This is a genomic window from Burkholderia sp. NRF60-BP8 (assembly GCF_001522585.2).
In the GTDB taxonomy this organism is placed as follows: domain Bacteria; phylum Pseudomonadota; class Gammaproteobacteria; order Burkholderiales; family Burkholderiaceae; genus Burkholderia.
On the sequence record NZ_CP013374.1, the window covers coordinates 551,367 to 572,684 of the forward strand.

Genomic DNA, 21,318 nt, shown 5'->3' on the forward strand with positions numbered 1-21,318 from the left:
TTTGATCAAGCTGACCGTCGAACGCACCCCGACCGGCAAAACCCACGATGCGACGCAAGATCCCCAGCAATTCCGCGCTCCTGGCCTTCGACGCGGCGGCCCGACACGGCAGCTTCGCCCGCGCCGCCGACGAGCTGGCGCGCACCGAAGGCGCCGTCAGCCGTCAGATCGGCCGGCTGGAGGCGTTCCTCGGCGTGACGCTGTTCGAGCGCATCGGCAACCGCGTGCGGCTGGCGCCCAACGGCGCGCGATACGCGGTGCAGGTGCGCGAGATTCTTGACCGGCTGGAACGGGACAGCCTGTATCTGATGGGGCAGCCCGTCGAAGGCGCGAGCATCGACATCGCCGCGATCCCGACCTTCGCGACCCGCTGGCTGATTCCCCGGTTGAAGCGCTTTCAGGCGCGCCATCCGAACGTCACCGTGCACATCGCCGAACGGATGGAACCCTTCCTGCTGGCCGGCAGCGGATTCGACGCCGCCATTCATTTCGAACATCCCGCGTGGGCCGGCATGCATCTGCATCCGCTGCTGGAAGAGGTGCTGGTGCCCGTGTGCAGTCCGGCGCTCGTCGAAGGTGTTGGCGCGAGGCCGTCGCTGGATGCGCTGCCTCGCCTGCACCGGCGGCAGAATCCGGACGCGTGGCAGCGCTATGCGCAGGAAACCGGCATCGAGCTGACCAATCCGGCGGTCGGCCCGCGATACGATCTTCATTCGATGCTGATCGAGGCCGCGCTGGCCGGCCTCGGCGTCGCGCTGGTGCCGCGGCTTTACATCGGGACGGAGCTCGAACAAGGGCGGCTGGTCGCGCCCTGGCCGGACGGCAAGGCGATTACGAAAAACTTTTGCCTCGTGCTGCCCGAGCCGATCGAATTGAGCGCGGCGCCGGTGCGGGCGTTTGCGGAGTGGCTGCTGGACGACGCGCGGGACGCGGCGCGCTGATGCCGCGGTCGTGGATTCCGGCAAGTATGCGTCACGCAAAGGGACCGCAACGTAGGAACCGCATGCGCCGACACGTCGAACCGTTCCGCTAATCCAGATACGGCTTCAATACGCCCCCGATCCAGTCCATGAAAGCCCGCACGCGCGGCGACAGATTGCGCCGATGCGCGACGACGAGCGACGCGGCAAGCGGCTCGGGACGCAAGTCCGGCAACACCTCCACGAGCGCGCCGCTTTCGAGGTGATGCGCGAGCGCCGAATAGCCGGCCTGGATCAGCCCGATGCCCGCCAGCCCCGCCGCGTGATAGGTCTGCACGCTGTTCACCTGCATCGCGCTGGGCAACGGCAACCACGCATAGCCGTCGCCATCCGGGTATTCCCATCCTGGATGCCGCGCGCCGAGCGTCAGCGTGTAGTGGATCATCTTGTGCCCCTGGCTATGCAGATCGGCGAGCGTATGCGGCACGCCATGCCGCGCGAGATAGGCGGGGCTCGCCGCATTCGTCATGCGCAGCCTGCCGAGTGGCCGGGCAATCAGCGTCTCGTCGGCGATCGGGCCCAGCCGGATCACGCAATCGAACCCTTCCCGAACGAGATCGACACGCCGGTCGGTGCTGGACAGCTCCAGCTCCAGATCCGGATGCGCGGCCATCAATTGCGGTAGCGCCGGCACTACGACGCTGCGCGCGAGTTCCGTGGGCATGTCCACGCGCAACCTGCCGCGCAGCGACGCGCCGCGCCCCGAGAACATCGACTGCAATTCCTGCACTTCGGCGAGCAGGTCGGTCGCACGCGCATAGAACGCGCGGCCGTCCTCGGTGAGCTGCACGCGCCTCGTGGTCCGATGCAGGAGTGCGACACCCATGTCCCGTTCGAGCGCACGGATGACCGTGGATACCCGCCCTTTCTGAATGCCGAGGCTTTCGGCGGCACGCGTGAAGCTCGCCATTTCGGCGACACGGGCAAAAATCAAAAGCGCGTCAAGGTTCTGCATTGTTCATCCGGAAAGTAACGGAGCGTTCAATCTGTCGTCGTTTATAACCCGATTGCGGCTCGGTAGAGTGGCTTCCCACGTCGTCTGAACGACAAACCCGAACGAAAGGAAACCATCATGGATCAACTCGCCCCGCCGGCAAAAACGGTCGTCGTCTACCACTCCGGCTACGGCCATACGCAACGGATGGCCGCCGCCGTCGCGGACGGCGCCGGCGCCGCACTCGTCGCGATCGACGCCGACGGCAACCTCGCCGACGACGCGTGGCACACACTGGCCGACGCCGACGCGATCCTGTTCGGCTCGCCGACCTACATGGGCGGCCCGAGCTGGCAGTTCAAGAAGTTCGCGGATGCGTCGTCGAAGGTCTGGTTCGAAAGCGGATGGCGGAACAAGATCTTCGGCGGCTTCACCAATAGCGCAAGCCTCAACGGCGACAAGCTCAATACGCTCGAATACTTCTTCCTGCTGGCCGCACAGCACGGCGGCATCTGGGTCAGCATGGACATCAAGCCGGCCAATCTGAAAGCGTCGACGCGCGACGACCTGAACCGCATGGGCGCCTACATCGCGCCGATGGCGCAGACACCGGCCGATGCGTCGCCGGACGAGATGTCGCCGGGCGACCTCGAAACGGCGCGCCGCTATGGCGCACGCGTCGCGGCGATTGCCGGGCAGTTGCGGGCCGGCACATCACGCTCCAACTGACATTCCGACGTTCGTGCGGGGCGCCACCGGCCGACGCCTCGTATTGTGTCCGGCCGATTCCGAAGGGCGCAACAATGAAATACAAGCAATTGGGCCGCACCGGCCTGTACGTCTCCGAGCTGTGCCTCGGCACGATGACGATGGGCGGCAACGCGGATGCCGGCATGTGGGCAACAATCGGCGCGGTCGGCCAGGACGACGCGAACCGTCTGATCGCCCGTGCGCTCGACGCCGGCATCAACTTCATCGATACCGCCGATATTTACTCGTTCGGGCAGTCCGAACGCGTGGTCGGGCAAGCGCTGCGCGAGCTCGGCGTCCCGCGCCACGAGATCGTGCTGGCGACGAAGACGGCCGGCGTGATGGGTGCGGGCCCCAACGACCAGGGCGCGTCGCGCGGTCACATCATGGATTCGGTGCAGCGAAGCCTGGAACGGCTCCAGGTCGATCATATCGACCTGTACCAGATTCACGCGAGCGACCCCGTCACGCCGATCGAGGAAACGCTGCGCGCGCTCGACGATCTTACGCGGCAGGGGCTGATCCGCTACGTCGGCGTGTCGAACTGGCGCGCGGGCAAGATCGGCAAGGCGCTCGGCCTGAGTGCCGCGCTTCACGCCACGCGCTTCGAGACGCTCCAGGCCTACTACTCGATCGCCGGGCGCGACGTGGAGCGCGAGCTGGTTCCGCTCGCCGTCGACGAGCGAATGGGGCTGCTCGTCTGGTCGCCGCTCGCCGGCGGATTGCTGTCGGGCAAGTTCGGTCCCGGCGCGTCGACCGAAGCCGGTTCACGGCGCGGTCATTTCGATTTTCCGCCGGTCGATCCGGATCGGGCCTGGCCGTGCGTGGCGGAGATGCGCGCGATCGCCGGCGCGCACGGCGTCTCGGTCGCGCGGATCGCGCTCGCGTGGTTGCTCGCCCGGCCGGCCGTCACCAGCGTCATCATCGGCGCCAAGCGGATCGATCAGCTCGACGACAATCTCGGCGCGGTCGACGTCGTCCTGACCGACGAGGAACTGGCGCGCCTCGATGCCGTGAGCGCGTTGCCGCCCTGCTATCCCGGCTGGATGATCGCGCGTCAGGAAGCGGGCAGGATTCCCGGGCCGTTCACACGCACGACGGCGCAATAGGACTAGCGGCGCTTCATCGGCGGTTCGGCACGGGCGGTGGCGAAACCGTCCGTGTCAAGCAGGCCATGCCTGCGATGCGCGCTTGCATCCGGTAGCCCGGTTTCTTGTACGGCGTTGCGGAACGCGCCTCAACGTCCGGACGATAGACTGACATCGATGTTGTCGGTCATGATGTTCCTCTCTTCAGGTTGCGCGCGCGTCACGCGTCACGCCTCGCGCCGCGAAAATACGTCCTTGAACACGGGCATCGCCGAAAAGACGTTCGGCCATCCCGCGTAGAACGCCAGTTGAGTCAACGTCTCGGATGCCTCGGCCTGCGTGAGCCCGTTGTCCATCGCACGGTTCAGGTGATACGGAATCTGCGCCACCTGGCCGTTGGCGACGAGCGCACTCACCGTCACCAGGCTGCGGTCGCGCGGCGCGAGCCCCGGGCGAAGCCACAAGTCGCGAAACAGCGCGTCGGTCGTGTACTCGACCACGCCCGGCGCGACGGCGCCGAAGTTTTCCGCGACCGTCCGTGCGCGCTGCGCTTCGGCCGCCTCGTTCAGCGGAAGCGGCGTGACGTCCGCCGGTGCGAGCTGATCGGGGCCGATGCCGCGTTCGTCATAGACGTGCTTGACGACGATCGACGCGGCGCTCGCATTGGCCCATCCCGCGTAAAAGGCCAGGTGCGCGATCGTTTCCGATATTTCCGCGGGCTTCACGCCGTGATCCAGCGCGAGGCGGACCTGCAGCGGCATCTCGACGGTCTGGCCGCGGGCGATCAGCGCCGACAGCGTCACGATGCTGCGATCGCGCGGCGACAGGTGCGGCCGCTTCCACAGGCCATCGAACACGGTGTGCGTCGTGTATCGCTCGAAGGCCGGGGCGACCGCTTTCAAATCGGGGGAAGACAGGGGTTCCTGCATGGTGTCGGTCCTTTGCATGTGAGTGCACGCGGCGGCGAGCAGGGCCAGCGCCATGGCGGCGACGGGCCGCAACGGGCGACGCGTGCGATCGTCACCGTGTGCCGTACTGCGCATCGGTGACTCGTTCGAGGATCGCGTGCCGCTGTGCGCAACCGCGATGCCCGTGCTGGCCGTGTCGTCGGCCGACGCGGCGAGCGACACGCAGGCCGGCATCGAGGCCAACGCAGCGGCAGCGGGCGCGTTCATTGCGGTTCGCCGCTGCCGAGGTATTGCTCGTCCGTCACCTTGTCCAGCCAGTCGACGTTCTTGCCATCGAGCGCTTCCTGAATCGCGATATGCGTCATCGCGGTGGTCGACGTCGCGCCGTGCCAGTGCTTGTGGCCGGGCGGGCACCAGATCACGTCGCCCGCGCGGATCTCGACGCGCGGCTCGCCGTCGCATTGCGTCCAGCCGCAGCCGGCGGTCACGAGCAGCGTCTGGCCGAGCGGATGCGTGTGCCACGCGGTGCGTGCGCCCGGCTCGAACGTCACGCTGGCGCACGATACGCGCGCCGGCGGCAGCGGTGCGTTCAGCGGGTCGATGCGGACCGTGCCGGTGAACCATTCGTCGGGGCCTTTGATCGAGGGCTGCGAGCCCGCGCGCTTCAGTTCCATGATGTCTTCCTCTATCGAAAAGGGTGCCGCATGGATCGCTCCAGCGGTCGGCCATCCCACTTTAACGACTCGCGATTCATGCGACTAGATGGCAAAATCGGCATGAACCTATGCCGTGGCGCATTAATCAATGGAAGACTTCAACGATCTGGTGGCGTTCATGGCCGTCGCGCGCGAGCGCAATTTCACCCGTGCGGCCGCGCAGCTCGGCGTGTCTCAATCGGCGTTGAGCCGAACGGTGCGCGCGCTGGAAGCGCGCATGGGCATTCCGTTGCTGACGCGCACGACGCGCAGCGTGTCGCCGACCGAGGCCGGCGAGCGGTTGCTGGCATCGATCGCCCCGCGCTTTCAGGAAATCGAGGCGGAACTGGAATCGCTGCGCGCGATGACGGACCAGCCGGCCGGCAACGTCCGGATCACCGCGACCGACTATGCGGCGAACGAGTACGTGTGGCCGCGGCTGCAACCGCTGCTGCGTCGATATCCGGCGCTCAAGGTCGAGCTGGTGAACGACTATGGCCTGACCGACCTCGTCGCCGGCCGCTACGACATCGGCGTGCGACTCGGCGACCAGATTGCCAAGGACATGATCGCGCAGCGTATCGGGCCGGACATGACGATGTCGATCATCGGTTCTCCCGATTACCTTGCGTCCCGCCCCACGGCGAAGACGCCCCAGGACCTGACCCGGCACAACTGCATCAATCTTCGGCTGCCGACCAGAAACGCGCTGCTGTCGTGGGAGTTGAGCAAGGGGCGCCGCGACTTGCAGGTCCGCGTCGAAGGGCAGTTGACGTTCAACAACGTCTATCAGATGGTCGACGCGGCGCTTGCCGGCTTCGGGCTCGCCTATGTGCCGAAGGACCTGGTCGCGCATCACGTCGAAGCCGGACGGCTCGGCTGGGTGCTGGAGGACTGGTTTCCAACGTTCGTCGGGCACCACGTCTTTTATCCGAGCCGGCACAAATCGTCGCGAGCCATGGAACTCGTGGTCGACGCGCTCAGGGCCGGGTATCGACGCACCACACGATCGGCATGAGCCGTGACGCCGATGTATCGACAGCGTCCCGCCCGTGACGACATCGCTCCCGCGTCGCGCATCACTTCGGAAACACGCCCCGGCTCATCGCATCGAGTTGCCGAACGATCTCGGCGCGCAATTCGGCCGATACGTCGACGCTGTCGAGCAATTCCGAAATCCACAACCCGTCGGCCGCGAGCCGGCAAATCATCAGCGTCGCGGCCTGCTCGAGCGGAACCGGGTCGGGCCGCGTCCATTCGCGCATCGGCACCGACCATCGCGCGCGCGTGTCCGTCTCGGTGATCATCGACGCGACCAGCACGCGCAGCACGTCGGTACTCGCGGCCGGATGGGCCGCATCGAGCACCGCATGCAGATACGCGCGCGCCGCCGCGCCGTCGCCGTCGAAATCCGCCGCCATCCGCGCGGCCAGTTGCGCGCCGAACCGCTCGGTCGCCTGCCCGAACAGCGCGTCCAGCAACCCCTGCTTGTTCGCGAAGTGATATTGCAGTGCGCCTTTGGTCACGCCGGCACGCTCGGCCACCGTATCGAGCGTCAGCGCGGCCACGCCGTGATGCGTCGCGATCTCCGACGCGGCCGCCAGCAATTGCGCACGCACCTGATCCGGCGCTTTTTTTCGCCGCACGCCGGTCGCGGCTGCCGCCGGCGCCGATGATCCTTCAAGCGCCGGTGCAGCGGGCGTTTCAGCCGGTTCGACGGGCGCGGACACGTCGCGCGGCGCGGGTTCGAGGCGTTTTTTCATGGTGCGGATGGTAACACCGCGCGTCTCGATATAAACATTCCGTCTGGATGGTATGATCCGCCGCATGAACAAATCGGCCCCCTCCCCCTGGTCCGCGCTCGACACTGCCATCGCCCGTGGACGCGACGCACTCGTGCGCCTTCAGCAGCCCGACGGCAGCTGGTGTTTCGAACTCGAATCCGACGCGACGATCACCGCGGAATACATCCTGATGATGCATTTCATGGACAGGATCGACGACGTGCGCCAGGAGAAGATGGCGCGCTACCTGCGCGCGAACCAGCGGCTCGACACGCACGGCGCATGGGCGCTGTACGTCGACGGCGCGCCGGACGTGTCGTGCAGCGTGAAGGCGTATTTCGCGCTGAAGGCGGCCGGCGACAGCGAACACGCGCCGCACATGATCCGCGCGCGCGACGCGATCCTGAAGCTCGGCGGCGCGGCACGCTCGAACGTGTTCACACGCATCCTGCTCGCGACGTTCGGGCAAGTGCCGTGGCGCGCGACGCCATTCATGCCGGTCGAATTCGTGCTGTTCCCGAAGTGGGTGCCGATCTCGATGTACAAGGTTGCGTACTGGGCGCGCACGACGATGGTGCCGCTGCTCGTGCTGTGCTCGCTGAAGGCGCGGGCGCGCAATCCGCGCAACGTCTCGATCCGCGAACTGTTCGTCACGCCGCCGGACGAAGAGCGCCGGTACTTCCCGCCCGCGCGCGGCATGCGCCGGCTGTTCCTCGCGCTCGACCGCACGGTCCGCCATATCGAGCCGCTGATACCGAAGCGCCTGCGGCAGCGCGCGATCCGGCATGCGCAAGCGTGGTGTGCGGAACGGATGAACGGCGAGGATGGGCTCGGCGGCATTTTCCCGCCGATCGTGTACAGCTATCAGATGATGCAGGTGCTCGGCTACCCGGACGACCATCCGCTGCGGCGCGACTGCGAAAACGCGCTGGAGAAGCTGCTGGTCACGCGGCCGGACGGCAGTGTGTATTGCCAGCCGTGCCTGTCGCCGGTGTGGGACACCGCGTGGAGCACGATGGCGCTCGAGCAGGCGCGCGGTGTCGCGGCGCCGGAAACCGGCGAGTCGGCCGGCGCGCTGCGCGAACTCGATGCACGCATCGCCCGCGCGTACGACTGGCTGGCCGAGCGGCAGGTGAACGACCTGCGCGGCGACTGGGTCGAGAACGTCCCGGCCGACGTCGAGCCGGGCGGATGGGCGTTCCAGTACGCAAATCCGTATTACCCGGACATCGACGACAGCGCGGTCGTCACCGCGATGCTCGATCGGCGCGGCCGTACGCACCGCCATGCGGACGGTACGCACCCGTATGCGTCGCGCGTCGCACGCGCGCTCGACTGGATGCGCGGGCTGCAATCGCGCAACGGCGGCTTCGCGGCGTTCGATGCGGACTGCGACCGCATGTACCTGAACGCGATCCCGTTCGCCGATCATGGCGCGCTGCTCGATCCGCCGACCGAGGACGTATCGGGCCGCGTGCTGCTGTGCTTCGGCGTGACGAAGCGCGCGGAAGACCGCGCATCGCTCGCGCGCTGCATCGACTACGTGAAGCGCACGCAGCAGCCCGACGGCAGCTGGTGGGGCCGCTGGGGCACGAACTACCTGTACGGCACGTGGAGCGTGCTGGCCGGCCTCGCGCTCGCCGGCGAGGACAAGTCGCAACCCTATATCGCACGCGCGCTCGACTGGCTGCGCGCGCGGCAGCATGCGGACGGCGGCTGGGGCGAGACGAACGACAGCTACATCGACCCGAAGCTGGCCGGCACGAACGGCGGCGAAAGCACGTCGAACTGCACCGCGTGGGCGCTGCTCGCGCAGATGGCGTTCGGCGACTGCGAATCCGATTCGGTGAAACGCGGCATCGCGTATCTGCAGTCGGTGCAGCAGGAAGACGGTTTCTGGTGGCACCGTTCGCACAATGCGCCGGGCTTTCCGCGCATCTTCTACCTGAAGTATCACGGCTATACCGCGTACTTCCCGCTGTGGGCGCTCGCGCGTTACCGGCGGCTGGCGGGTGCCGCCGCTGCTGCGCCGGCGGTCGTCGAAGCGGACGGCACGGCTATCGCTTGAACGACCACGCGCTCGACCGCGCTGCGCGCGTCGAAACCCGGCGGAAACGAGACGAACGATGCGTCGCGCAGGTCGGCCGGCCGCGCGCCGCACTTGTGCGCGCGGCAGGATGCGGGACGGGATCGGCGTCTTCGACGTGGTGCGGTCTTGCGCCCGGCGAGACGATCGGCCGGATCAGACGAAGCCCTCTTCGACCAGCGTGCAGCCGTGGGCCGTGATCTCGTGCCGCTGGCCCGAGCCGCCGACCACGCGGCTCCAGCTCTCGGACACGAGCACCGCGGCATCGCCGTCCGTACGCAGCGCGTAACGGAATCCGCCATACATGCCGGGCACCGCGAACCACATGCGCCCGGCTTGCGCGTCGAATTCGAGCAGCGTTTCGAGTTCGGGAAAACGCAGTGCGTCGACCCGCAGATGCGCGATGCGGCCACCGATCATGTCGTGGAAATGACGCTGGATGGCGCACAACGTGCCGTCGGGCACGACGCGCCGCGGCTGCGGCGTCAACAGCGCGACCAGATGCCGATGCCCGCGCGACGCGGCAATGTCGACCGCGCGCTCGCCTCGCGCGTCCCGCAGCATGCGCCACGCGCCGAGCCGCAGCAATTCCGCGACGACTTCCTGCGGCGCGCCGCCATACGCGGCCTGATGCAGCGGCGCGTATAGCGACGTGCCGCCCGGCCGCGTCGCGTTGACGAGCGCGGGCTGTTGCGCGACACGCTCGATCAGTGTCGCCCATGCGCCGTCGCGCGCCGCATCGGCCAATGCGTGCCTGCTCGCCAGTTGCGCGTCGTCGAGCACGTCGGCGCCCGTGATTCCGTCCCATGCGATGCTCAATCGGTTCTCCTCCGTCGCCCGGTGCGTCGCTCGCCGCGCACCGGATTGCCCGCCATCATAAGCATTTCCCGACGGGCGCGCGCGGCGGCGTTACCGCCCGTCGCCGAGCGATCCGAGGATCCGGTACGCGACCTTCACGCGGTCCTCGATCGGCACGTTGCCGTTCGCGAGCATCACGATCGCGATCCGCTTCGCGGGCACGAACGCGACATACGTGCTGAAGCCGCCGGTCGAACCCGTCTTGTTGATCCAGGTCGCGGGGTTCGGCGCGAGCGGCGGCTGGATCGCGCTGGCCGGCACCGCATCGAACAGCATCTTCGGCGCATTGCCCGCGAGCAGCGTGGGCAGCGCGACCGGGTACGGATACTGTTCCCAGATCAAATCCTGCGTCAGCGGGCCTGCGCGGAAGTAGCCGGTGTGCGTGCGTTCGATCGCGCGCTGCAGGCGCGGCGCGGTCTGGATCATCCCCATGTTCGCCTGCACGAAGCGCAGCAGGTCGGCCGCCGTGGTCCGCACGCCGTACGCCTGCTGCCACAGCATGCCTTGCGTCATCCGGGTCGGCTTGCCGTCCTTCGTGTAGCCCTGCGCATAGTCGGCCATGCGCGCGTCGGGCACGTCGATGTAGGTGTGCGTCATCCCGAGCGCGGGAAAGAGCCGCTGCTCCATCAGCGTCGCGAAATCCCGGTGCATCGCCTTCGCTGTGAGCCAGCCGAGCATGCCGATCGCGACGTTCGAATACTTGCGGTGCGTGCCGGGCGCATAGTCGGGCCGCCACGCGCCGAGATAGCGGATCAGGCCCGCGTCGTCGCGGATGCCGTCCGGTACCTGCAGCGGCGTCCCGCCGGGCGTGTGCGTGCCGAGCTGAAGCAGCGTCACGACGCCGAACGGCTTGCCCTGCACCTCGGGCAGATATTTGGCCGCGGGGTCCGCGAGCGACAGTTCGCCGCCCTCCTGCGCGTCGGCGGCGAGCGTCGCGGTCAGCGTCTTGCTCACCGAGCCGATTTCGAACAGCGTGTCGCCGGTCACCGGCTTGCCGGTTTGCTTCGACATCACGCCGTAGTCGAACACGTAGGGCTTGCCGTCGGCGACGATGCCGACCGCCATGCCGGGGATTGCGTACTGCTTCATCAGCGGCGCGATATGACGGGTGACGGTGTCGTGGAGGTCGTCCTGCGTGACGGCGGCCGCACGACCGGCCGCGGCGGTCGCGCATGCGGCGACGAACAGGGTCGCGGCGAAGCGTGTCGCATTGAATCGCATGAGTGCGGTTCCTTTCGATTCCAGATGGTTGCATGGACAACAGATCTGGCCGCGCTGCGCGGAGCGGGCGGCGGCCGGCCTGTCGAAGCAGGACTATCCGCTACCGCCCGGTCGCCAACAATCGACGATATGTTGCGCGAGCCGAAAGAAAAACTTATGAAGTGCGCGACATGCCGGACGAGGCCGCGACGACGTCGGCGGCGCATGCCTGTTTTTTTCAGGAAAACCGGCCGGGTTTGACGGCATCGAATCCGGGCACATGCAGCCGATCGCCCGCGAACGCGTGCGCGCCGGCACGCGGCTCGCCCGGCAACTGCAACGCGTCACCTGCGCGATGGCGCTCGACATGCGAAAACGCGGCCGCCGCACGCCTGCGCATCGCCGGCCCGTGCGCGCATCACCCCGGCAGCCGGTCGAGAAACGCCAGCATCGCCGCGTTGAACCGCACGGGCCGCTGCAGCGGCGCAAAATGGCTCACGCCGGGCAGGATCGTCAGCGTCGCGCCGGGAATCGTTCGCGCGAGGTACGCCGCATGCTCGGGCCGGATGAATTCGTCGTGCTCGCCCTGCACGATCGCAACCGGCACGGCGATCGCCGCGAGATCCTGCGCGGTGTAATTCGGTTGCGTGCGCATCATTTCGCTGACGGCGGCCACGAACGCGTCGAACTGGTCCGGTGTCGCGGACAGGTGCGCATAGTCCTTGCGATGTCGCGCGAAACAACGGTCGATCAGCGGGCTCGGCACCATGTCCTTCGTGCCGCCCGGATCCATGTTGCACGCGAAGAAGAACACGCCGGCCGCGCGTTCCGGCGCACGGGCGGCCAGCACGAGCGCGATGCATGCGCCGTCGCTCCAGCCGACGAAACGTGCACGGTCGACCCGCAGCGCGTCGAGCACGGCCAGCACGTCCGATGCCATGCGTTCGTACGAGTAGGGTCGGTCGTCGCGCGTGCTGCGGCCGTGGCCGCGGCTGTCGATCACGATCGCGCGGTAGCCGGCCGCGCGCAGCGCCGGTACCTGGTTGCCCCAGTTGCCGCCATGGCCGAGGCCGCCGTGCAGCAGCACGACCGCCGGCCCCTGGCCGAACGACGCGTGCCAAATGCGCGCGCCGTCGTGGTCGAGCCATCCTTCGGCATCGGCCACCGGCAGCGGCGTGCCGCCGTGCGCGTCGAAGCGGACGAGTTCGTCGTCGTCGAATTCCGCATTCATCGTTCAGTCGTCCTCGAGAGGGAGACGCGCTTGCGATTGTAATGCGTGCGGCCGACGCCGCCGTCGCCGCTCAGGCCTGCGTCGACACCAGCCCGCCCGACGGCGAGCCGCCGGATTTTTCGAGCGCCGCGGCAAGTTGCGAGATCGCCGTCGCCAGCGCGGCTGAAATCGCGCTGGCTTCCGCACTCAGCGACTGCTGTTCGACGGCCGCGGCCGGGTCGTCCTTCGCGCGCTGGGCCGCGGTGGCCATCTGCCGCTCCAATGTCGCGAGCTGCTTCTGCAGCCGCTCGATCAGCGCCTTCAACTGGGCAACCGCCGGGTCTTCCGACGATGCGCCCGCCGCGCCGGACGTGGCGCCGGCGGCACCCGTCGAATCCTTCGTGCCGGTAGTGCTGGTGGTGCCGGTGGTGCCGCTCGAACTCGTGGCGCTCGCGGCATCCGTTGCGCCGCCGGTGGACGACGTCGCGGCGGGCGGGTTCGCGGTCACGCCGCTGTCCGCGAGCGGCGATCGCGGGGTCGTGGAGAAATCGATCTGCATCGTGTCGGTCCGTGAGTCGTGTCGGTAAACCAAATGACAGGGGCGGAAATCGCCTTTCAATTGTTTACGGCATTCGTCACACGAAACTTGAATATCGGGGGTCGGGTGGATTGCCGGACGATGACCGCCATTGATCGCGAAAGGGCCAGATTGGCGGCACGATGGCGCTGGTAAAATCGCCGCTTCGCCGGCCGGGATGCGCATGTCGGAGTCCTCTTTCCAGGCCCGATCGCCGATGCCGCCGGCTGCGACTCCGGGCCGGCATGCAACGTGTGCCGACACCGGCATCGCGGCTTCCCGGAGCGCCTTTTCCGTTCGTCTGCGTGCGTGCCCCGCTCACTGCTCGAGCGGCGAACGCCGTGCGGCACACATTCACTTCATCACGCATTCGAGGAACACACGATGGCCCGCATCGGCGCCTTCTGCATCACGACGTGGCTCGCCGCCGCGATTCTCTACTTCGGCCAGCACTCCGTCGCGATGATCGTGCTCAGCGGTGTCGTGGTATTCGGCGGGTTCGATCTGCTGCGTCCGTAACCGCGCGGCCTTGCAAGCCGGTGCGGGCGTACCGGGCGCTTCCGTCCTTGGCATCCTCGCGTGCGCGTCGCCGACTTGCGCGATCGACAACGCTTCGCCGAGCCGCTCGATGATGTTTTCCGCCATCTCATGGCTGATCGACAAGCCGCGAACGGAGCCCGCCACGCCCGTCAGCGCGGCAACGTCCTCAACGAAGACGGCCCGGCCGTCAGCGCGATCCGCTTGCCCGTGTCGCGCAGCTTGCCGCCCTCGACCGCATACAGCGCAAGCTGCCGTTCGACGTTGAACTGCACGATCACGTGCCGGCTGTCGGCGGTAAACACGATGCCCTGCGCGGCTTCGCCGCCCGGCGCCTCGCTCACCTTCACCGCCTGCCCGTCGCGGATTTCGAACAGCAGCACCCTGCCGAGCTTGTGGCGACCCGGGTTGTCGGCCGTCAGGTTCGAGCCGTCCATCGCCTGCACGGCGATCCACTTGCCGTTCGGAGAAATCGCGACGCCTTCCGGCAGCGACGGCACCGTCAAATACTGGACCGTGCGAAACGGCACGCGCGATACGTCGATCAACGCGACCGAATCGGCATCGCCCGCGAGCGTGCCGGTGTAACCCGGCAGCCCGGCGAGCCCGACGTTGCTGACGACGGCCCAGCGGTTGTCGCTCGACACGTCGATCGTGTACGGCGCAACGCCCGTGCTCAGGCGCGTGCCGCTGTCGGTCACGTTGCCGTCGTCGACGTTCAGCACCGCGATGCCCTGCTCGTCGCGCAGCGACACGAGCGCATGCTTGCCGTCGTGCGTGAAGCTGATCCCGGCCAACCGCTTCTTGCCGATTTTCAGGGTGCCGTCGAGCGTCACGTGCGTGCCGTCGATGCGCAGGATCGACACGCTACCATCGACGTTGGCGACGAGCGCGAGCCGGCCCGAGCGGTCGATCGCGATCCCTTGCGGATGCGTGCCGAGCTCGACGCGCGTAATCGCGGGCGGCGCGGTGTCGAGATTCACGACCTGCAGGAACGTGTCGAACATGAGCTGCTTCGCGGCCGTGTCATAGCGCGTCGGCGCACCGACGAGCGCGAGCTTCGCGTCGGGCGTGATCGCGACGGCCTGCGGCGGCCCCTGGATGCCGTTCTCGACGTCGACCTGCAGCGCGACCTTCGGCGGAAAGATGCTCGCGTCGAGAAGCGTCAGCGTATCCGCGGGCGGGGACGGCAGATAGGTGTCGCGACCCTCGACGCGCTGGTACTTGCCGTCGTTGCCGGACACGATCCAGTCGGCGGCGTGCACGGCAACGGCCGTCGTGGCGAAGGCCAGCGCGGCGAGCAGGCGCGCGCTGCGCGGGCGGAAGGGATTCGAATGCATGGCGGTCGGTTCTCCGGATCGGGTGCGGACGCAATGGATTGCCCGACCCTGCTGCCCGACGGGCCGGCGCCATCGCATGATGCCCGAAAGCGCGCGCGACCGGCGTCTTGCGCCCCGTTTCCGTCAGCCCGTCGAACGCGCGCCCGGCTCCCACCGCTCGATGTCGTCGAGCGGATACACCGGCCGCGCGAGCCGCTCGTAGCGGAACAGTCCGAAGTCCGAGCCCGTCACGCCGCGACTGTCGCATTCGACCAGCGCGGACGAAATCGGCACGAACACCGGCCGGCAATACATCCGCGACTTCAGCAGCAGGAAGCGCGCACGGCGTGGATCGACGCCGACGCTCTCGAACACGCCGAGATCCCACGGCTCCTGCGTGCGCTCGGTGACGACGAGCGTGGCCGTGCCGATGTCGAGCACCGCCGCGCGGCCCATGTACGCACGCTGCCCGGTATACGTCGGCCCCGTGATCACGTATTCGCCGTCGGTGATCGCGCGCACGATGCCCGTCGCGCGGAACGGTTCGCGCCGCACGCCGCCGTGCGACGGCAGCCGGTTGCCGACCGGCACCGTGACGGTGGCGCCGACGCCCGCGTCGATCAGCGCCGCGACGGCTTCGGGATCGCACAACGGCCCGCTGACGATCCCGTCGAGCCCGTGCGCGAGCGCGGCTTCGAGCAGGTCCATCGTGTCGCACGGGCCGCCCGACATGCAGTTGTCGCCGTGATCGAGCATCAGCACCGGGCGATCCGCGCCGTGGGCGAGCGCCGCGGCCCGCGCGACCGATTCGGCGAGCGGCGCGCTGCGATACACGAATTCGTCGCGCGCGTCCCAGATCTGCCGCGCAATGCGTTCGGCTGCGGCGTCGGCGGCAGCGCGATCGCCGTCGGCCACCACGACCACGCTGATGCACGGCGCGGGAATATCCGCGAGCGAGAAACCGGGCAGGATCGATACCGCCAGCATTCCATCCGCCTCGGCCGCGCACGCGGCCTCCACCGCGCGCCGCATCGCGCCTTCGGCGCTCGCGCTGCGCAGCGTCGACGTCATCAGCGGCGGCTGCCGCCACGCGAGCACGGGCCGCGCGCGGCCGTGAAGCCGGTCGAGCAGCAGCCGCGCCGCATGCTCGCCGGTCTCGTACATGTCGACGTGCGGATACGTCTTGAAACTGACGATCACGTCCGCGTGATCGATCATCTTCTGCGTGACGTTCGCGTGCAGGTCGAGCGCGACCGCGATCGGCGCACCGGGCAGCGCCGCGCGCACGCGCGCGAGCAGGTCGCCCTCGCCGTCCACGCTCTGCTCGGCGACCATCGCGCCGTGCAGGTCGAGCATCACCGCATCGCAGCCGGGCGCGGCGGCGACGATCGCATCGCAGATCGCCGCATACGCGTCGGCCGCGACCGGCCCGCTCGGGTTCGCGGCCGCCGACACGGGCGTCACGATATCGGCGCCTTCGCGCTCGGCCGCGTCGATGAACGCGGCCATCGCGGTGCGCATCCCGCGATTCGCGCGATACGCGTCGTCGCCCCAGTCGGGGCCGTTGCGGCCGAACGCGGCAAGCGGCGTCGGCACCGGCGAGAACGTGTTGGTCTCGTGGTTCATCCGGGCGATCAGGATCTTCATCGCGCACGGCCCTCCGCGATCCCGGCCGCGCCCAGCATCGCATGCAGCAGCACGTTGCAGCCGGCTTCCAGATGCACCGGATCGGCGTCTTCGATCTCGTTGTGACTGATGCCGTCCTTGCACGGCACGAAGATCATCGCGGTCGGCGCCACGCGCGCGAGATACACCGCATCGTGGCCCGCGCCGCTGATCACGTTCATCGACGACAGCCCGAGCGCGTGCGCCCCGGCGCGGACCTGCTCGATCAGCGCCGGATCGAACGGCTGCGGCGGAAAATACACGACCGGCTCGATGTCGATCCGCATCCCGGCCGCCGCGCCCAGGTCGGCGCATGTCGCACGCAGTTGCGCGTCCATCGACGCCAGCGTCGCGTCGTCGGCCGCGCGCAGGTCGACGGTCAGCGTCACGCGGCCGGGAATCACGTTGCGCGAATTCGGGTGCACGTCGACCCAGCCGACCGTGCCGCGTCCGTGCGGCGGATGCGCACGCGCGATGCCGTTCACCGCACGCACGAGATCGGCCGCGACCAGCAGCGCATCGCGGCGCAGTTCCATCGGCGTCGGGCCCGCATGCGCCTCCATGCCGTGTACGGTCACGTCGTACCAGCGCTGCCCGAGCGCGCCCTCGACCACGCCGATCGTCGTGTCGTGCGCCTCCAATACCGGCCCCTGCTCGATATGCGCTTCGAAATACGCGCCGACCGGATGCGCACCGTGCCCGTCGTCCGCGCCGCCCGCATAGCCGATCGCGGCCAGCGCATCGCGCACCGACACGCCATCGCGATCGCGTTGCGCGAGCGCATGGTCGAGCGTGAACGCGCCCGCGAACACGCCGGACCCCATCATCACCGGAACGAAGCGCGACCCTTCTTCGTTGGTCCAGACGACCACCTCGAGCGGCGCGCGCGTACGCACCCCGGCGTCATCGAGCGTACGCAGCACCTCGAGGCCGGCCAGCACGCCGTAGTTGCCGTCGAACTTGCCGCCGGTCGGCTGCGTGTCGATATGGCTGCCCGTCGCCACGGGCGGCAGGTCGTCCCGTTCGCCCGCGCGCCGCGCAAAGATATTGCCGATCGCATCGACGCGCACGGTGCAGCCGATTTCCTTGGCCCAGGCGACGAACAAGTCGCGTGCCTGGCGATCGAGGTCCGTGAGCGCGAGACGGCACACACCGCCCTTGTCGGTCGCACCGATCCGCGCGAGGCGCATCAGGCTGTCCCACAGCCGCGCGCCATCGACGCGCAAGCCGGACGCCGCGACGCCCGGAGTCACATCCTGTACTTGCATCGTTGCCATTCCTCGCATTGAAAGGGCCGTGCGCTCATGCGACACCGACGCCCAGGTAGCGGTCCTTCACGTCGTGATCGGCCGCGAATGCCGCGTTGCTGCCTTCGTAGACGATCACGCCCTGTTCGATCACGAAGTGGCGGTCCGCGAGCTGCGTGCACACTTCGAGGTTCTGTTCGACGAGCAGGATCGCGACGCCGGCCGCCTTGATCTGCTTCAACTGCGCGACGATTTCCTCGACGATCACCGGGGCGAGCCCCTCGACCGGCTCGTCGAGCATCAGCAGCCGCGGATGATTCATCAGCGCGCGGCCGATCGCGAGCATCTGCTGCTCGCCACCCGACAACTGAGCGCCGCCGTTGCGGCGGCGTTCCTTCAGGCGCGGAAAGATCCGGTAGATGTCGTCGAGCTGCCACGGCGAATCGCGACGCGCGCCGAGCCGCAGGTTTTCCTCGACCGACAGCAGCCGGAAAATCCCCCGATGCTCGGGCACGAAGCACAGGCCGCGCGCGGCGATCCGGTGCGCCGGCTGCCCGGACACCGGCCGGCCCGCGAACGTCACCGTGCCGCCGGTCGGCGCGACGACGCCCGCGATCGTCTTGAGCGTCGTCGATTTGCCCGCGCCGTTGCGGCCGAGCAGCGTCACCGTCTCCCCTTCGCTCACGTTCAGCGAAATGCCCTGCAGCACGTGGCTCTTGCCGTAGCAGGCGTGCACCTCCTTCACGTCGAGCATCATGCGCGGCCTCCCGTGATCATGTTGCCGAGATAGGCGCTGCGCACGCGCGCGTCGCCGCGAATCGCGTCGGGTCGGCCTTCGACCAGCACGCGCCCTTGCTGCATCACCGTGATCGTGTCCGAGATGTCCATCACGATGCCCATGTTGTGTTCGATCAGCACGACCGTGTAGTCGTCGCGCAGGCCGCGGATCAGCGTCTTCATGTCGTCGAGATCGTCGATGCCCATGCCCGACGTCGGCTCGTCGAGGAAAATCGCGCGCGGCCGGGCCGCCAGCGCCATCCCCACCTCCAACCGGCGCTGCTGGCCGTGCGACAGCACACCCGACGCCGTGTCGGCGAAGCGCTGCAGGCCGAGCCGCTCGAGTACGTCGTCGATGATGCCGTCGTGCGCGAGCGCGCCGCGCGGCGGCGCCCACGGATTGAGCGCCCGGCGCGATTCGACGCCCTGCGCGGCAACGCGCAGGTTCTCGCGCACGCTCAGGTTCGGAAACAGGCTCGTCACCTGGAACGAGCGGGCGATGCCGCGCCGCACGCGCTTGTGATCGGGCTCGTGCGACACGTCGTGACCGTCGAACAGGATCGAGCCCGACGTGATCGGCAGCGTGCCGGTCAGCGTATGGAACAACGTCGTCTTGCCCGCGCCGTTCGGGCCGATCACCGAATGCACGGTGCGCGGCATGATGCGCAGATCGACGCCGCCCAGCGCCGTGAACTTGCCGTAGCGCTTGACGATGCCGCGCGCTTCGAGAATCGCTTCGCTCATTGCCGCTCCTTGTCCGTGGCCGCCGTGCGATCGCTACGCCGCAGCGACGCCACGATGCGTTCGCCCAGCCCCCACAACCCGCGCTGCATGAACAGGCTGACCGCGATCAGCACGAGGCCGAGCAGCAGCAACCACCGAGGCCACAGCGTCGACAGCCAGTCCGCGAACAGTACGTAGAACGCCGCGCCGAGCACCGACGCGAACAGGTTGCCCGTGCCGCCGATCACCGTCATCACGAGGATCATCTCGCTCGTGTGATAGTCGATGTTCGACAGCGGCGCGATGCCCGTCATCAGCGCGTGCAGCGCCCCCGCCAGGCCCGTGACCGCGCCCGAGATCACGAACGCCGCGAGCTTGAAGCGCTTCACGTCATAGCCGGCCGCCGCCGCGCGCGCCTCGTTGTCGCGAATCGCGAGCAGCGTCCGGCCGAATACCGAGTGCGACACGCGCAGCAGCAGCCAGAACAGCGCGACGAACAGCACCGCGACGAAGCCGTAGTAGCGCCACGGCGAATCGAGCGAGACGAGCGGATGGCCGAGCGCGGACAGCGCGGGGCGCGGGATGTCGAGCAGCCCGTTGTCGCCGCCCGTCACATCCGGCGTCGTATACGCGAGGAAGTAGAACAGTTGCCCGAACGCGAGCGTCAGCATCACGAAATACGTGCCGCGCTGCCGGATCGAGAACCAGCCGACGAGCGCGGCCGCGATCGCGCCGAGCACCGCGGCCGCGACCAGCGCGGCCGTCACGGACGCGACGCCGCGCGTCAGCACCAGCCCCGCCGCGTAACTGCCGAGCCCGAAGAAGATGCCCTGCCCGAACGACAGCAGCCCCGTGTAGCCAAGCAACAGGTTGCAGCCGAGCGCGGCGAGCGCGAACACCAGTACTTCGGTCGCGAGCGAGCCCGAACTCAACACGAGCGGCAACACGCACGTGGCCACCACCGCGAGCCAGCCTTCCGGCCGCTGCAGCACGCCGCGCCACGGCTGCGGGCGTTGCGACGCCGCCGCGCCCGGCGGCAGCGGTTTCGACGATTCGATCATGCAGCCCTCCCCAGCAAACCGTTCGGACGCAGCAGCAGCACGGCCGCCATCGCGACATAGATCATCAGTCGCGCGCCTTCCGGCCACAGCGTGCTCATCAGGCTCTGCACGACGCCGACCAGCAACCCGCCGACGAGTGCGCCGAGAAAATTCCCCATTCCGCCGACGACGACCACGACGAACGCGACGCCGAGCGCCTCGATGCCCATGAACGGATCGACGCCGCGAATCGGTGCGGCGAGCACGCCGGCCAGCGCCGCGGTCGCCGCGCCGAGCGCGAACACGAGGCTGAACACGCGCGTCACGTTGATGCCGAGCAGCGACACCATCTCCGTCGACTCGCTGCCCGCGCGCACCGTGCTGCCGAGCCGCGTGCCTTCGAGCACCCACCACAGCAGCGCCGCGAGCACGGCCGTGAACCCGATCACGAACAACCGGTACTTCGGATAGACGAAGCCGCCCCAGATCACGACGCCGTTCAGTGCGTCGGGCGGCGGCACGTTGTCGCCGAGCGGCCCCCACGCGAGGATCGCGCACTCCTGCAGCACGAGCGCGAGCCCCACCGTCGCGAGAATGTGGAATTCATGCTGCTGCGCGTACACGTGGCGCAGCACGAGCTTTTCGACGCCCCACGCGAACGCGCCGACCACGAGCGGCACGATCGCGAGCGCGACCCAGAAATTCGCCGACCATTGCAGCGCCTGGTAGCAGAGATACGCACCGAGCAGGTAGAACGCGCCGTGAGCGAAATTCACGAAGCGCAGCAGGCCGAACACGATCGACAGGCCGACGGCGAGCAGGAAATACAGCATGCCCACGCCGATGCCGTTGACGATCTGCAGCAGATAGACGTTCATGGCTTCCGTGTCGGAAAGGAAGGTAACGGACGCCCGCGGCGCGCGATGCGCCGCGAACGCAT

General features: G+C 68.3%; 21 protein-coding genes. 5 read left to right on the forward strand and 16 right to left on the reverse strand.

Annotated features, from left to right (window positions below; all coding sequences use genetic code 11):
• Nucleotides 1-47: 47 nt before the first annotated feature.
• Nucleotides 48-941 (forward strand): LysR substrate-binding domain-containing protein, encoded by an 894-nt coding sequence (locus WS54_RS32090; RefSeq protein WP_034208935.1) that lies wholly within the window; start codon nt 48-50, stop codon nt 939-941.
• Between the two features lie 88 nt (nt 942-1,029).
• Here WS54_RS32090 and WS54_RS32095 read toward each other — a convergent pair whose 3' ends face one another.
• On the reverse strand, nt 1,030-1,935 hold the full coding sequence (locus WS54_RS32095) for a LysR family transcriptional regulator (protein ID WP_059781872.1): 906 nt from the start codon (nt 1,933-1,935) through the stop codon (nt 1,030-1,032).
• Nucleotides 1,936-2,052: 117 nt separating this feature from the next.
• Here WS54_RS32095 and WS54_RS32100 point away from each other — a divergent pair, with 117 nt between their 5' ends.
• Together WS54_RS32100 and WS54_RS32105 are read left to right on the forward strand one after the other, a co-directional pair.
• A complete protein-coding gene (locus WS54_RS32100; RefSeq protein WP_059781874.1) occupies nt 2,053-2,643 on the forward strand; it encodes a flavodoxin family protein in 591 nt (196 codons plus the stop codon).
• Nucleotides 2,644-2,717: 74 nt separating this feature from the next.
• Entirely contained in the window at nt 2,718-3,773 is a 1,056-nt protein-coding gene (locus WS54_RS32105; protein WP_059781876.1) for an aldo/keto reductase, read from the forward strand.
• 206 nt (nt 3,774-3,979) lie between these two features.
• Here WS54_RS32105 and WS54_RS32110 read toward each other — a convergent pair whose 3' ends face one another.
• Nucleotides 3,980-4,681, reverse strand: a complete 702-nt coding sequence (locus tag WS54_RS32110; RefSeq protein WP_442861325.1) for a carboxymuconolactone decarboxylase family protein — start codon at nt 4,679-4,681, stop codon at nt 3,980-3,982.
• A gap of 242 nt (nt 4,682-4,923) precedes the next feature.
• Entirely contained in the window at nt 4,924-5,334 is a 411-nt protein-coding gene (locus WS54_RS32115) for a (R)-mandelonitrile lyase (protein ID WP_059781878.1), read from the reverse strand.
• A 130-nt stretch (nt 5,335-5,464) separates the two neighbouring features.
• On the opposite strand from WS54_RS32115, the gene WS54_RS32120 reads away from it, so the two are divergent.
• Nucleotides 5,465-6,373 (forward strand): LysR family transcriptional regulator, encoded by a 909-nt coding sequence (locus tag WS54_RS32120; protein ID WP_059781879.1) that lies wholly within the window; start codon nt 5,465-5,467, stop codon nt 6,371-6,373.
• A 61-nt stretch (nt 6,374-6,434) separates the two neighbouring features.
• Here WS54_RS32120 and WS54_RS32125 read toward each other — a convergent pair whose 3' ends face one another.
• Entirely contained in the window at nt 6,435-7,118 is a 684-nt protein-coding gene (locus WS54_RS32125) for a TetR/AcrR family transcriptional regulator (protein WP_059781881.1), read from the reverse strand.
• A gap of 52 nt (nt 7,119-7,170) precedes the next feature.
• Between WS54_RS32125 and shc the strand changes: the two genes are divergently transcribed.
• Complete coding sequence (gene shc / locus WS54_RS32130) at nt 7,171-9,207, forward strand: squalene--hopene cyclase (RefSeq protein WP_034208929.1); 2,037 nt, start codon at nt 7,171-7,173, stop codon at nt 9,205-9,207.
• Nucleotides 9,208-9,381: 174 nt separating this feature from the next.
• Here shc and WS54_RS32140 read toward each other — a convergent pair whose 3' ends face one another.
• The 12 genes from WS54_RS32140 to WS54_RS32195 all read right to left on the reverse strand — a co-directional run bounded on the left by WS54_RS32140 (nt 9,382) and on the right by WS54_RS32195 (nt 21,256).
• Nucleotides 9,382-10,044, reverse strand: a complete 663-nt coding sequence (locus tag WS54_RS32140) for an ankyrin repeat domain-containing protein (protein WP_034208927.1) — start codon at nt 10,042-10,044, stop codon at nt 9,382-9,384.
• Nucleotides 10,045-10,134: 90 nt separating this feature from the next.
• Nucleotides 10,135-11,304, reverse strand: a complete 1,170-nt coding sequence (gene ampC, locus WS54_RS32145; protein WP_059781884.1) for a class C beta-lactamase — start codon at nt 11,302-11,304, stop codon at nt 10,135-10,137.
• Nucleotides 11,305-11,701: 397 nt separating this feature from the next.
• Nucleotides 11,702-12,514: an alpha/beta fold hydrolase gene (locus WS54_RS32150; protein WP_059781885.1), complete on the reverse strand. Its 813-nt coding sequence runs from the start codon at nt 12,512-12,514 to the stop codon at nt 11,702-11,704.
• Nucleotides 12,515-12,584: 70 nt separating this feature from the next.
• Nucleotides 12,585-13,052, reverse strand: a complete 468-nt coding sequence (locus WS54_RS32155) for a hypothetical protein (protein WP_059781888.1) — start codon at nt 13,050-13,052, stop codon at nt 12,585-12,587.
• Nucleotides 13,053-13,424: 372 nt separating this feature from the next.
• Nucleotides 13,425-13,754 (reverse strand): hypothetical protein, encoded by a 330-nt coding sequence (locus WS54_RS33890; RefSeq protein WP_162499613.1) that lies wholly within the window; start codon nt 13,752-13,754, stop codon nt 13,425-13,427.
• A gap of 5 nt (nt 13,755-13,759) precedes the next feature.
• The gene (locus tag WS54_RS32165) at nt 13,760-14,947 is read right to left on the reverse strand and encodes a beta-propeller fold lactonase family protein (RefSeq protein ID WP_059781890.1); all 1,188 of its coding nucleotides are present in this window, start codon (nt 14,945-14,947) and stop codon (nt 13,760-13,762) included.
• 123 nt (nt 14,948-15,070) lie between these two features.
• On the reverse strand, nt 15,071-16,573 hold the full coding sequence (locus WS54_RS32170) for a M81 family metallopeptidase (RefSeq protein ID WP_059781891.1): 1,503 nt from the start codon (nt 16,571-16,573) through the stop codon (nt 15,071-15,073).
• The gene (locus WS54_RS32175) at nt 16,570-17,859 is read right to left on the reverse strand and encodes a Zn-dependent hydrolase (protein WP_059782038.1); all 1,290 of its coding nucleotides are present in this window, start codon (nt 17,857-17,859) and stop codon (nt 16,570-16,572) included. Before WS54_RS32175 ends, WS54_RS32170 begins: the two co-directional genes overlap by 4 nt.
• A gap of 34 nt (nt 17,860-17,893) precedes the next feature.
• Nucleotides 17,894-18,595 (reverse strand): ABC transporter ATP-binding protein, encoded by a 702-nt coding sequence (locus tag WS54_RS32180; RefSeq protein WP_059781892.1) that lies wholly within the window; start codon nt 18,593-18,595, stop codon nt 17,894-17,896.
• Nucleotides 18,592-19,359 carry an ABC transporter ATP-binding protein gene (locus WS54_RS32185; RefSeq protein ID WP_059781894.1) on the reverse strand — a complete coding sequence of 256 codons (768 nt, stop codon included), beginning with the start codon at nt 19,357-19,359 and terminating at the stop codon, nt 18,592-18,594. The genes WS54_RS32180 and WS54_RS32185 overlap by 4 nt, the downstream gene beginning before the upstream one ends.
• Nucleotides 19,356-20,399 carry a branched-chain amino acid ABC transporter permease gene (locus tag WS54_RS32190; RefSeq protein ID WP_059781896.1) on the reverse strand — a complete coding sequence of 348 codons (1,044 nt, stop codon included), beginning with the start codon at nt 20,397-20,399 and terminating at the stop codon, nt 19,356-19,358. The genes WS54_RS32185 and WS54_RS32190 overlap by 4 nt, the downstream gene beginning before the upstream one ends.
• Nucleotides 20,396-21,256, reverse strand: a complete 861-nt coding sequence (locus WS54_RS32195; protein ID WP_059781898.1) for a branched-chain amino acid ABC transporter permease — start codon at nt 21,254-21,256, stop codon at nt 20,396-20,398. Before WS54_RS32195 ends, WS54_RS32190 begins: the two co-directional genes overlap by 4 nt.
• Between the last annotated feature and the right edge of the window lie 62 nt (nt 21,257-21,318).